Annotated in this window: 13 protein-coding genes; 11 read left to right on the top strand and 2 right to left on the bottom strand. The window is 39.6% G+C overall.

Annotation, left to right across the window (positions count from 1 at the left end):
• The first annotated feature begins 129 nt into the window (after nt 1-129).
• From argR to mutS, 3 genes are read left to right on the top strand one after another with little or no spacing between them, the layout of a single operon-like run.
• Nucleotides 130-558, top strand: coding sequence for an arginine repressor (gene argR / locus PCY14_RS07805; RefSeq protein ID WP_301363389.1), 429 nt, complete (start codon nt 130-132; stop codon nt 556-558).
• The gene (locus PCY14_RS07800; RefSeq protein WP_293925554.1) at nt 558-917 is read left to right on the top strand and encodes a YlbF family regulator; all 360 of its coding nucleotides are present in this window, start codon (nt 558-560) and stop codon (nt 915-917) included. Before argR ends, PCY14_RS07800 begins: the two co-directional genes overlap by 1 nt.
• Nucleotides 910-3,468 (top strand): DNA mismatch repair protein MutS, encoded by a 2,559-nt coding sequence (gene mutS / locus PCY14_RS07795; protein WP_301363381.1) that lies wholly within the window; start codon nt 910-912, stop codon nt 3,466-3,468. The genes PCY14_RS07800 and mutS overlap by 8 nt, the downstream gene beginning before the upstream one ends.
• 33 nt (nt 3,469-3,501) lie before the next feature.
• Here the strand turns inward: mutS and PCY14_RS07790 are convergent, their stop codons facing one another.
• Both PCY14_RS07790 and PCY14_RS07785 read right to left on the bottom strand, forming a co-directional pair.
• A complete protein-coding gene (locus PCY14_RS07790; protein WP_060933945.1) occupies nt 3,502-3,957 on the bottom strand; it encodes a DUF3021 domain-containing protein in 456 nt (151 codons plus the stop codon).
• Nucleotides 3,954-4,391, bottom strand: a complete 438-nt coding sequence (locus PCY14_RS07785) for a LytTR family DNA-binding domain-containing protein (RefSeq protein WP_060933946.1) — start codon at nt 4,389-4,391, stop codon at nt 3,954-3,956. The genes PCY14_RS07790 and PCY14_RS07785 overlap by 4 nt, the downstream gene beginning before the upstream one ends.
• Nucleotides 4,392-4,569: 178 nt before the next feature.
• Between PCY14_RS07785 and PCY14_RS07780 the strand changes: the two genes are divergently transcribed.
• From PCY14_RS07780 to spx, 8 genes are all read left to right on the top strand, one after another.
• Complete coding sequence (locus tag PCY14_RS07780; protein WP_042771675.1) at nt 4,570-4,872, top strand: hypothetical protein; 303 nt, start codon at nt 4,570-4,572, stop codon at nt 4,870-4,872.
• A 49-nt stretch (nt 4,873-4,921) separates the two neighbouring features.
• On the top strand, nt 4,922-6,865 hold the full coding sequence (gene mutL / locus PCY14_RS07775; RefSeq protein WP_021151322.1) for a DNA mismatch repair endonuclease MutL: 1,944 nt from the start codon (nt 4,922-4,924) through the stop codon (nt 6,863-6,865).
• Between the two features lie 130 nt (nt 6,866-6,995).
• Nucleotides 6,996-7,217 carry a hypothetical protein gene (locus PCY14_RS07770; RefSeq protein WP_021151323.1) on the top strand — a complete coding sequence of 74 codons (222 nt, stop codon included), beginning with the start codon at nt 6,996-6,998 and terminating at the stop codon, nt 7,215-7,217.
• 157 nt (nt 7,218-7,374) lie between these two features.
• Nucleotides 7,375-7,965: a Holliday junction branch migration protein RuvA gene (gene ruvA, locus PCY14_RS07765; RefSeq protein WP_060933947.1), complete on the top strand. Its 591-nt coding sequence runs from the start codon at nt 7,375-7,377 to the stop codon at nt 7,963-7,965.
• An 8-nt stretch (nt 7,966-7,973) separates the two neighbouring features.
• The gene (locus PCY14_RS07760; RefSeq protein ID WP_021151325.1) at nt 7,974-8,528 is read left to right on the top strand and encodes a DNA-3-methyladenine glycosylase I; all 555 of its coding nucleotides are present in this window, start codon (nt 7,974-7,976) and stop codon (nt 8,526-8,528) included.
• 94 nt (nt 8,529-8,622) lie between these two features.
• Nucleotides 8,623-9,894: a competence/damage-inducible protein A gene (locus PCY14_RS07755; RefSeq protein ID WP_301363380.1), complete on the top strand. Its 1,272-nt coding sequence runs from the start codon at nt 8,623-8,625 to the stop codon at nt 9,892-9,894.
• Between the two features lie 35 nt (nt 9,895-9,929).
• Nucleotides 9,930-11,069, top strand: coding sequence for a recombinase RecA (gene recA / locus PCY14_RS07750; protein ID WP_060933948.1), 1,140 nt, complete (start codon nt 9,930-9,932; stop codon nt 11,067-11,069).
• Nucleotides 11,070-11,246: 177 nt separating this feature from the next.
• Complete coding sequence (spx, locus tag PCY14_RS07745; RefSeq protein ID WP_002886328.1) at nt 11,247-11,645, top strand: transcriptional regulator Spx; 399 nt, start codon at nt 11,247-11,249, stop codon at nt 11,643-11,645.
• The last annotated feature ends 257 nt before the right edge of the window (nt 11,646-11,902 follow it).

Below are 11,902 nucleotides of genomic sequence, written 5' to 3'. Positions count from 1 at the left end.
TTAACTTCTATTTTACCATTATTTCAGTTAATAGGGTAGGGACAAGAAGCTATCTCTTAGGAAGTATTCCATGAAAAAATACAAAAATTCTGTTATAATATGCAAGGAATATACATAAAAAGAGGAAAGATAATGAAGAGAGATCGCCAAGCTGTTATCAAACAGATGATTTCAAGAGAGAAGATTGGGACACAAGAGGAAATTAAGCAACGCCTAGAGGCAGAAGGTATCACAGTTACACAAGCTACCTTATCACGTGATTTGCGTGAGATTGGTCTCTTGAAGCTTCGTGATGAGGAAGGTAGACTTTACTACAGTCTGTCTGAGCATGTGCTTCCAAGTTTGGACCCTACGGTTAAGGACTATGTCAAATCCATTTCCCGTGCTCAGTTTATGCTGGTCCTTCACACAGAGTTGGGTGAAGCTGATGTTTTGGCGAATCTGATTGACAGTGATGGAAATCCTGAAATTTTAGGAACTGTTGCTGGCGCAGATACCCTTTTAGCCATCTGTAAGGACGCTATGGTTGCTGAAAAATTGGAAAGCGAGTTTCACTGATGAAGACTCCTCATCAGGACCTCCAAAAAGCTAAAGAAGAGTTAGTTGACCTCCTCAAACACCATGAGGCGGTTCTTGCTTTTCAAGAGGCTGAGGAAGCTATCGGGCAGGTCCCTCAAATCAGTCATCTGGCTGGACAGATGAAGGCTTACCAACAAGAAGCCGTGCTTTTTCAAAAAATTGAGAAACAGCGTGCCTATGAGGAGGCAGGTGAGCAGGCAGATTTGATTCAGCATGAGTTGGAAAATTTACCCATTGTTCAGGACTACCGTCAAAAAATGCAAGATGCCAGTGACTTGATCCAATATGTGACCAAGTCTATCGAAGAAAGGATTAACGAGGAGTTAAGACATGGCTAAGGAAAAAATATCTCCAGGGATGCAGCAGTATTTGGATATCAAGGAAAATTATCCAGATGCTTTTTTGCTATTCCGTATGGGGGATTTTTACGAATTATTTTACGAGGATGCCGTTAAGGCTGCCCAAATATTGGAAATTAGCCTAACCAGTCGTAATAAGAACGCAGATAATCCCATTCCTATGGCAGGTGTTCCTTATCATTCGGCTCAAGCCTATATTGATGTCTTGGTTGAGATGGGCTACAAAGTAGCCATTGCTGAGCAGATGGAGGATCCTAAACAGGCTGTTGGTGTGGTTAAGCGTGAGGTAGTTCAAGTTATCACGCCAGGGACAGTGGTTGATAGTTCTAAACCTGATAATGCCAATAATTTCTTGGTGGCCATTGACAAGGTTGAAAGTCGATTCGGACTGGCCTATATGGATGTGTCAACGGGTGAATTTTTTGCGACAGAGTTGGATGATTTCAGTTCAGTTTGTAGTGAAATTCAGAACCTTAAAGCACGTGAAGTAGTGGTTGGTTATGATTTATCTGAAGTTGACGAACAAGTTTTGGTCAAGCAACTCAACCTTCTACTCTCCAAGGAAACAGATGTTTACGATGATGTCCACTTGATTGACACTAGCTTGACAGATTTGGAAAGCAGTGTGGCTGGTAAACTTCTCCAGTATGTGCACCGTACTCAGATGCGTGAGCTTAGTCATTTACAAAAGGCTCAGCACTATGAGATTAAGGATTACTTGCAGATGTCCTATACGACCAAGTCGAGTTTGGATTTACTGGAAAATGCTAGAACGGGCAAGAAACATGGATCTCTTTTCTGGCTCTTGGATGAAACCAAGACAGCTATGGGAATGCGTCTCTTGCGAACTTGGATTGATCGTCCTTTAGTGAATCAAGCCACTATCACCAAGCGTCAGAATATTATCCAAGTTTTCTTGGATAATTTCTTTGAGCGTAGTGACTTGACCGAGAGTCTTAAAGGGGTTTACGATATTGAGCGCCTAGCTAGTCGTGTTTCCTTCGGAAAGGCTAATCCAAAAGATTTGATTCAGTTAGGTCATACCCTAGCTCAGGTTCCGGTCATTAAGGCGATTTTGGAGTCTTTTAATGACGATGCCTTGTCAGCCCTTTTACAAGACTTAGATACTCTGCTAGAATTAGAGAGTTTGATTCGGTCGGCTATTGATCCTGATGCCCCTGCAACCATTACAGAAGGTGGCATTATCCGTGCTGGTTTTGATGAGACCTTGGACAAGTATCGCAAGGTGATGAGTGAGGGAACGTCATGGATCGCAGATATCGAAGCCAAGGAACGTGAAGCGTCTGGTATTACAACACTAAAAATTGATTATAACCGTAAAGATGGTTATTACTTCCATGTGACCAACTCTAACCTTAGCTTGGTTCCTGACCATTTCTTCCGCAAGGCAACCCTGAAAAATTCAGAGCGCTTTGGAACTGCTGAGTTGGCTAAAATTGAAGGTGAAATGCTTGAGGCACGTGAAAAATCATCAACGCTAGAGTATGATATTTTCATGCGTGTCCGTGAGCAGGTTGAACGCTATATTGACCGTTTGCAATCTTTGGCTAAGGCTATTGCTACAGTTGATGTGCTTCAGAGTCTAGCTGTTGTAGCAGAGACCAATCATTATGTCCGCCCTATTTTCAATGATGAGCATCGTATTGTTATTGATCAAGGCCGTCATGCAGTGGTTGAGAAAGTTATGGGCGTTCAGGAATACATTCCAAATACGATTACCTTTGACAGTCAGACCAATGTTCAGCTCATTACAGGGCCAAATATGAGTGGTAAATCTACCTATATGCGTCAGTTAGCCTTGTCAGTAGTTATGGCTCAGATGGGGTCTTACGTGCCAGCAGATAGTATTGACTTGCCAGTTTTTGATGCTATCTATACACGTATTGGTGCTGCAGATGACCTGATTTCAGGGCAGTCGACCTTCATGGTTGAGATGATGGAGGCTAACCAGGCTATTAAGAGGGCGACACCTAATTCCTTGATTATTTTTGATGAGTTGGGACGTGGGACAGCCACTTATGATGGTATGGCTCTGGCCCAGTCTATCATTGAGTTTATTCACGACAAGGTAGAAGCTAAGACCATGTTTGCTACCCATTATCATGAGTTGACAGCCCTGTCAAATACTTTGACACACCTTGTCAATGTTCATGTTGCGACACTTGAAAAGGATGGTGAGGTGACTTTCCTTCACAAGATTGTCGATGGACCAGCCGACAAATCTTATGGTATTCATGTAGCTAAGATTGCAGGTTTACCAGCAGATTTACTGGAACGTGCTGACACCATCTTGACACAACTAGAGGGCGAGACAGTTACCATCCAACCTCAGGAAAAGGTATCGCCTCAAGAGAAGACTATCACTGAAACACATGTCAACGAGCAAATCTCTCTCTTTGATGATTTTACTGAAAATCCGGTTCTTCAAGAGTTACGTGATTTAGACATTTACAATATGACACCGATGCAAGTCATGATGGCTGTAGCCGATTTAAAACAGAAACTATAAAAGAAGCTTGTCAATTGACAGGCTTCTTGTCTTTTATAGATGTTTTAATTCTTGATTCAGTTTCTCAATTTCTTTTTTCATTTTCCAATAAGAGATGACCCAAACGATGAGATAGATAAGGCTGAATTCAATGACGAGTTCCAAGTAGAAAGCCAAACGTAGAGGAAACCATCCGCTGAGGGTAGCTAGTGGAATGAAACCGATGCAAGTCAAGGCATAGTGAGTGAGGGTTGCACGAAGCAAACTCCATTCAGCCTTACGGAAAATATAACTAGCGACTTCAAAAAGAATACCGATAGCAAACCAAGTGATAAGGCAGTAGGCCAATACGAAGGATCCGTGAATCTGATGTGAGGTCATCCATTGTCCAATGGCTGAGTGAGGATTTAGGGGCATGTAGCTTGGCGCCCAGATAAGAGACATAACCATGGATACGACTAGTCCAATAAGGATACCAACTGTGCCTGATTTAAAAAATTGTTTTTTCATTGTAATTTCTCCTTTATTGCTTTTAGGTAACGGCGTGATGAGTAGGTGGTTTCCTTGTTTTTAAGGTGAATTTCGACGAGGCCGTTAGGGGTGATGTTGAAACGTTCAATTTCTTTGAGGTTGACAATCTCTGATTGTGAGATTTTGAGAAAATGTGATGGCAGTTTTTCTAAAACTTGATAGAGACGTAGGCCTAAGTGATACTCTCCTTGAGTAGTTTCAGCTAGAACTTGACGATTTTCGATGTAAATTCTGGAAATAGCATCAGGTTCGATGAGGTAAGTTTCGCCATCTTTTTTTCCTTTGAGTCGGTGGTTGCTATCCAAACTTTCGACAAACTCGACGACTTGCTGAATCTTAGGCGTCCGACCAGGAGCCTGAATCTGCAATATTTCTTCTTGAAATGCTGAGTCAATCTGAACTTTTATTTTCATAACTATCCTTTCTTATTTGTAATTGAGGAGGCCTCCTCCCTTCCACACCTTTATTAAACACTATTTACTAGCCCACAGCAATAGCACTTGTCTATGTGGTCCTATATGGTGTCTAAGTGGTTGAAAATATTTTAGAAAACCCCTATACTTAATGAAAACGTACTGACGAGGTAATCACATGAAATCTATAATGAAGTGGCTAGCAGGAATTTTTCTTGCCTGTAGTCTAATTTTGAGCTTTTTTACACCTTTTGAAAAGTCACTAACACTGAACTTGCTCTTGCTTTATTTCTTCGTGAAGCAGTTTATGGATTCGACAAGCTTTACCAAAACCTATCAATGGATTTTCCAAGTCATCTACCTCTTGATTTTTTCTGGGCTCATTTGGTTCAACCTTCGTCATGGAGATATGATTGTTATAGCCACAGCCTTATCTTGGCTAACAGTTGTGTGTGAGTTATGGTTGTATAGTAAGCATTAGTAACAGTTAGAAACAGTAGTCTCTCAACTTTTTAGAAGGGAAAATAATTATGCCAAAAATCATCGAATTGCCTGAGGTGCTAGCCAATCAGATTGCTGCTGGTGAGGTCGTAGAGCGCCCAGCCAGTGTTGTCAAAGAGTTGGTGGAAAATGCTATTGATGCAGGTAGCACCCAGATTACCATTGAAGTTGAAGAATCAGGCCTCTCAAAAATTCAAATCACAGACAATGGCGAAGGAATGGCTCAAGCTGATGTAGCCATGAGTTTGCGCCGTCATGCAACGAGTAAAATCAAAAATCAAGGAGATCTCTTTCGTATTCGAACTCTTGGTTTTCGAGGTGAAGCCCTGCCATCAATAGCTTCTATCAGTCGCCTAACTATTGTGACCGCAGCGGATGGAGAAGCCTACGGGACTAAACTGGTTACCAAAGGTGGAGAAATTGAGAGTCAGGCTCCTATTTCAACCCCAGTGGGAACAAAGATTACCGTTGAAAACTTATTTTATAACACCCCAGCTCGTCTCAAGTATATGAAGAGTTTACAGGCTGAGTTGGCTCATATTGTCGATGTTGTCAATCGTCTGAGTCTAGCTCATCCTGAGGTTGCCTTTACCTTGTTTAATGACGGTCGTCAGTTGACACAGACATCAGGTACTGGAGACCTCCGTCAAGCTATTGCCGGGATTTATGGTTTGACAACGGCTAAAAAAATGGTGGAAATTTCAAATTCTGACCTTGATTTTGAAGTTTCTGGCTATGTTAGTCTTCCTGAATTAACTCGTGCGAATCGTAACTACATCACGATTCTCATTAACGGACGTTATATTAAAAACTTTTTGCTTAACCGTGCTATTTTTGATGGTTATGGTTCTAAACTTATGGTGGGACGCTTCCCTATTGCGGTTATTGATATTCAAATTGATCCTTATTTGGCTGATGTCAATGTTCACCCAACAAAGCAGGAAGTACGTATCTCTAAAGAAAAGGAGCTTATGGCTCTCATCAGCTCTGCCATTGCTCAAAGCCTTAGAGAGCATGATTTGATCCCTGACGCCCTTGAAAATCTAGCTAAGTCAAGTACTAGAGGTGTAGCTAAACCAGTTCAAACGAGTTTACCTCTCAAACAAACCAATCTTTATTATGATAGCAGTCGTAATGATTTCTTTGTTAAACCAGAGACTGTCCAAGAAGATATCAAACCTCTAGTATCAGAGTCCAAGTCTATAGCAACACCGGATGAAAGCAAGGCGAAGCCAACTGTAAAACAGGCACAGCGTTCGGTAGATGAAGGTGATAACGAACACGAAAAACTTGATTATAAAAACAAGTCGAAAATGAAGCGCATGCTTGAAAATCTGGACAATGAGGAAACATCAACCTTCCCTGAGTTGGAGTTTTTTGGTCAGATGCATGGAACCTATCTCTTTGCACAAGGACAAGGTGGACTTTACATCATTGACCAGCATGCTGCCCAAGAACGTGTCAAGTATGAGTACTATCGCGAAAAGATTGGTGAGGTTGACAGTAGTTTACAACAGCTCTTGGTTCCCTATCTCTTTGAATTTTTAGGTTCAGATTACATTAGCTTACAAGAAAAAATGCCCCTTCTTAACCAGGTTGGTATCTATCTAGAGCCTTATGGAAATAACACCTTCATTCTTCGTGAACATCCTATCTGGATGAAGGAAGAAGAAATCGAATTTGCAGTATATGAGATGTGCGACATGCTTCTTTTGACGAATGAAGTATCCGTCAAGACATATCGTGCTGAGTTAGCTATCATGATGAGTTGTAAACGTTCAATCAAGGCCAATCATGCTCTGGATGATTACTCTGCGCGTGATCTACTGGTACAGCTTGCCCAGTGTAAAAATCCCTACAATTGCCCTCATGGACGTCCAGTTCTTGTCAACTTTACCAAGTCCGATATGGAAAAAATGTTCCGTCGTATCCAAGAAAATCATACGAGTCTACGTGACCTAGGTAAGTATTAAAACTTTTTTTGGTCTTGCTTTACGAATAGGCATGTTAGATTTATAATAGTGGTGAAGATAAGGAATCTTCTAATGTTTTAGCATATCATTGTAGGATGATTGCCTGATTTTTAAGTTAGGAGGTAGAGTGATGAGACACCTAACAAAAACTAATAAATACTTTTTACTTGTTGGCTTAACATTTTTAGCGACTAGCTTGATTTTCTACATTTTAGCTTGGTTAGGTCGACCAAGTTTTGAGAATACTCTAGTAAACGTGTCTAGCATTGCCCTCACCTTAGGTATTTCAACATATGTTCTCTTAGGCTTGAAGATGATTATTGATATTTTAAAGACGAGTAGTCATCCTTAAAATAGAGCAAACAGAATCCACTTTCGAGTGGATTTTTTGTTACAATAGTACAGCAGTCCTTGAGAGGACAAGATGGACACTCAAGACAATTATCTTACCAATATAAAATGATAAAGTAATCCATTGAAGATACGAACGAGAAAGGAAATTACACACTATGTATGATTACATCAAGGGAACTCTAGTAAAAATTACTGCCAAGTATATCGTTATAGAAGCAAACGGTCTAGGTTACATTGTCACTGTAGCAAATCCCTATAGTTTTTCTGACCAAATGAATCAGACTATCCAAGTCTATCTTCATCAGGTTATTAGAGATGATGCCCACCTTCTTTTTGGTTTCCATACTGAAGATGAAAAAGAAGTTTTCCTTAAGCTTATTTCGGTTTCTGGAATAGGACCGACGACTGCCCTAGCCATTGTTGCCGTAGATGATAATCAAGGACTTGTTGCTGCCGTTGATAATAGTGACATTAAGTACTTGATGAAATTTCCAAAGATTGGTAAAAAGACTGCTCAACAAATGGTTCTGGATCTGGCAGGAAAATTTGCAGAATTACCAGCAGAAACGACCAAAGCCACACCAAATCAGCCTGCAGGGAATCATCAGTTGGATGAAGCTATGGAAGCCTTGCTTGCTCTTGGTTACAAAGCCACAGAGCTTAAGAAAGTGAAAGCCTTTTTTGAGGGTACCAATGAAACAGCAGAGCAATATATTAAGTCAGCTCTTAAAATGTTGATGAAGTGAGGTAAGCAATGGTCAATCGATGTCGTTGGGTTCCAACCGACAACAAACTCTATTGTGATTATCATGATAAGGAATGGGGAAAACCTATTGTTGATGATCAAAAACTTTTTGAGCTTCTTTGCTTAGAAAGTTATCAGTCAGGGCTTTCCTGGTTAACGGTTTTAAATAAGCGTCAGGCTTTTAATCGTGTTTTTCATAACTATGATATTGAGTGTGTTGCCCAGTTTAGCCTAAGTGAACTTGAAGAAGCGCTTCAAAATCCGGATATCATTCGTCACAAACTTAAACTAGAAGCAACTGTAAATAATGCCAAACAAGTACTTAAACTCCAAGATGCATTTGGCTCCCTATCCCAATATTTTTGGCATTTCTTTGACGGGAAGCCCTTGATAAATAACGTTCCCACATATAAGGACGTCCCATCATCAACAGACCTTTCTAAACAAATAGCAAAGGATTTAAAAAAGCGAGGGTTTAAATTTTTAGGCCCGACTACCATTTACTCTTTTTTACAAGCTACAGGATTTGTGAACGATCATGAAAATGATTGCGACTTTAAATAATGAGTATATTTGATTGACAATATGACAAAAACGTGTTAGTTTATAAACAAACATATTTTTGAGATTTTTTACGAATAATAATATAGGTGAACCAATGAAAGCTGAATTGATTGCAGTAGGAACTGAAATTCTTACAGGGCAAATCACCAATACCAATGCCCAATTTTTATCTGAAAAACTAGCTGAACTAGGAATTGATGTGTATTTTCACACAGCAGTAGGGGACAATGAAAACCGCCTTCTTTCAGTTCTAGATCAAGCTAGTAAACGTAGTGACTTAGTCATACTTTGTGGTGGACTTGGCCCTACGGAGGACGACTTAACCAAGCAAACACTGGCTAAGTTTCTAGGGAAAAAACTTGTCTTTGACGAGGAGGCAAGTAAAAAACTGGATAGATTCTTTGCTACTCGTCCTAAACATATACGGACACCTAATAATGAACGCCAAGTGCAAATTGTTGAGGGGTCTGTGCCCTTGCAAAATCTCACGGGTTTAGCAGTTGGGGGGATTATCACTGCTAAAGGAGTGACTTATGTCGTCTTGCCTGGTCCACCAAGTGAACTCAAACCAATGGTGAACCAAGAGCTTATTCCAGCGCTTACAGAGAATCATACTACTCTTTATTCTAGAGTTCTAAGATTTTTTGGTGTTGGAGAAAGTCAATTGGTTACTATCCTGAAGGATTTTATTGTTAACCAAACAGATCCAACCATAGCTCCATACGCTAAAGTGGGCGAGGTGACACTGCGCTTGTCAACCAAGGCTTCCTCGCAAGAAGAAGCAGATCAGAAATTAGAAGTTTTAGAAAAACAAATTCGTTCTACTAAAACTTTAGATGGTAAGTCCCTATCCGATCTCATTTATGGATATGGAGAATCAAATAGCTTAGCTTATGAAGCATTTCAATTGCTTAAGAAATATGGCAAAACCATTACTGCAGCTGAAAGTTTGACAGCTGGCTTATTTCAAGCTAGTATTGCTGATTTTTCAGGAGCTTCGCAAGTGTTCAAAGGTGGATTTGTTACCTATAGCATTGAAGAAAAATCTAAAATGTTGGGTATTTCTTTGTCTCAATTAGAAGAACATGGTGTTGTTAGTCATTTTACTGCAGAAAAAATGGCAGAAGGTGCTCGAGCTAAAACAGATAGCGATTACGGAATTGCACTTACCGGTGTAGCTGGACCAGATTCATTAGAAGGACACCCAGCAGGCACAGTATTTATTGGTATTGCTGATAGGAATCAAGTAAGGTCAATCAAGGTTGTTATAGGTGGAAGAAGTCGTTCTGATGTTAGATATATTAGTACCCTCTATGCCTTTAACCTAGTTCGCCAAGCTTTATTACAAGAAGACAACTTGATTTAAATTTGTCTTTAACTATAGAAAGAAGAGGAAAATAAGTGGCTAAGAAAACAAAAAAAACAGAAGAAATTACTAAGAAATTCGGTGATGAGCGTCGTAAGGCCCTTGATGATGCATTGAAAAATATTGAAAAAGATTTTGGTAAGGGTGCTGTAATGCGCCTTGGTGAGCGTGCAGAGCAAAAGGTTCAGGTGATGAGCTCAGGCTCACTAGCTTTGGATATTGCTCTTGGTGCAGGTGGTTATCCTAAAGGTCGTATTATCGAAATTTACGGACCAGAGTCATCAGGTAAAACAACTGTGGCCCTTCATGCTGTAGCTCAGACACAAAAAGAAGGTGGCATCGCAGCTTTTATTGATGCCGAACATGCTCTTGACCCTGCTTATGCGGCAGCCCTAGGTGTTAATATTGATGAGCTCCTTTTGTCACAACCTGATTCAGGTGAACAAGGTCTCGAAATTGCAGGTAAGCTGATTGACTCTGGTGCAGTTGATTTGGTTGTTGTTGATTCAGTTGCGGCCTTGGTACCACGTGCAGAAATTGATGGAGATATTGGTGACAGTCATGTCGGACTTCAAGCACGTATGATGAGTCAAGCTATGCGTAAGCTTTCTGCATCTATCAATAAAACGAAGACAATTGCTATCTTCATTAACCAGTTGCGTGAAAAAGTTGGTATCATGTTTGGTAATCCAGAGACTACACCTGGCGGACGTGCCCTAAAATTCTATGCGTCAGTACGTCTTGATGTCCGTGGAAATACACAAATCAAAGGAACTGGTGATAAGAAAGACCAGAATGTTGGTAAAGAAACCAAAATTAAGGTTGTTAAAAATAAAGTTGCTCCACCATTTAAAGAAGCTTTTGTTGAAATTATGTATGGTGAAGGTATTTCACAAACAGGTGAGCTTGTTAAAATTGCTAGTGATTTAGGGATCATTCAAAAAGCAGGAGCTTGGTTCTCATACAATGGTGAGAAGATTGGTCAAGGATCTGAAAATGCTAAAAAATATTTAGCAGATCACCCAGAAATTTTTGAAGAAATCGACCATAAGGTACGTGTACACTATGGTTTAATTGAGCCAGATGAAGAAGATGTTGTTGAAGAAAAGCAGGTTGACGAAACGTCAGATGAACTCGTTTTAGACCTTGACTCAACAATCGAAATTGAAGAATAAGTCGAAAAAGAGCTGAAAGGCTCTTTTTCTTTGTCCAAGTGTAGTTTTTGAAAATAAAGAGATGTTTAATATCTCAATAAGATATCCCTTAAGTATAAAATAGGTCGCTAGACCGATTTCTAAAATAAAGGACAGTGATAAGATTATAGTATCATGTGACAGAAAGAGAGAATTAACATGATTAAAATTTATACAATTTCAAGTTGTACAAGTTGTAAAAAAGCAAAAACATGGTTGAATAACCATCAACTTCCTTATAAAGAACAAAACCTTGGTAAAGAACCACTTACAAAAGAAGAAATCCTCAATATCCTTTCAAAAACGGAGAACGGTGTTGAAAGTATTGTTTCATCAAAAAATCGTTATGCAAAAGCTCTGAATTGTGATATCGATGAACTAAGTGTTAGTGAAGTCATTGATTTGATTCAGGAAAACCCTAGAATCTTAAAAAGTCCAATACTAATTGACGATAAAAGATTGCAAGTGGGTTATAAAGAAGATGATATTCGTGCTTTCTTACCACGCTCAATACGTAATGTCGAAAATTCACAAGCACGTATGCGTGCAGCACTTTAAAACAAAAAAGAAGATTGCCTAGATCTTCTTTTTTAATGAAATTCATGATAAAGAAAAGAAAAGGTATTGACTTTAGTTCATAAACTTGATAGACTATTAAGGTCTCAAGCGTACAACCAAGTAACAAAGTAATTAAAACTTTAAAAAAGTTATTGACAAGGTAAGCAAGAGATGATAATATGAATAGGCTACATCGGAGGATGAAGCAGAGACACGAGGAAGTTTGGAAAAAACTTTTCAAAAAGTGTTGACAAGAT

Origin of the sequence: Streptococcus sp. SV2 (genome assembly GCF_030440175.1) — a bacterium.
In the GTDB taxonomy this organism is placed as follows: domain Bacteria; phylum Bacillota; class Bacilli; order Lactobacillales; family Streptococcaceae; genus Streptococcus; species Streptococcus raffinosi.
Note: the sequence above shows the minus strand (reverse complement) of the source record. Positions and strands in the feature narration are given on the sequence as shown.

Coding starts and splice junctions, on each gene's coding strand:
- PCY14_RS07800 (WP_293925554.1), top strand. CDS start 558: ATGAAGACTCCTCATCAGGACCTCCAAAAAGCTAAAGAAGAGTTAGTT.
- PCY14_RS07785 (WP_060933946.1), bottom strand. CDS start 4,391: ATGAAAATAAAAGTTCAGATTGACTCAGCATTTCAAGAAGAAATATTG.
- PCY14_RS07760 (WP_021151325.1), top strand. CDS start 7,974: ATGGTCAATCGATGTCGTTGGGTTCCAACCGACAACAAACTCTATTGT.
- PCY14_RS07790 (WP_060933945.1), bottom strand. CDS start 3,957: ATGAAAAAACAATTTTTTAAATCAGGCACAGTTGGTATCCTTATTGGA.
- PCY14_RS07755 (WP_301363380.1), top strand. CDS start 8,623: ATGAAAGCTGAATTGATTGCAGTAGGAACTGAAATTCTTACAGGGCAA.
- PCY14_RS07770 (WP_021151323.1), top strand. CDS start 6,996: ATGAGACACCTAACAAAAACTAATAAATACTTTTTACTTGTTGGCTTA.
- ruvA (WP_060933947.1), top strand. CDS start 7,375: ATGTATGATTACATCAAGGGAACTCTAGTAAAAATTACTGCCAAGTAT.
- spx (WP_002886328.1), top strand. CDS start 11,247: ATGATTAAAATTTATACAATTTCAAGTTGTACAAGTTGTAAAAAAGCA.
- mutS (WP_301363381.1), top strand. CDS start 910: ATGGCTAAGGAAAAAATATCTCCAGGGATGCAGCAGTATTTGGATATC.
- PCY14_RS07780 (WP_042771675.1), top strand. CDS start 4,570: ATGAAATCTATAATGAAGTGGCTAGCAGGAATTTTTCTTGCCTGTAGT.
- mutL (WP_021151322.1), top strand. CDS start 4,922: ATGCCAAAAATCATCGAATTGCCTGAGGTGCTAGCCAATCAGATTGCT.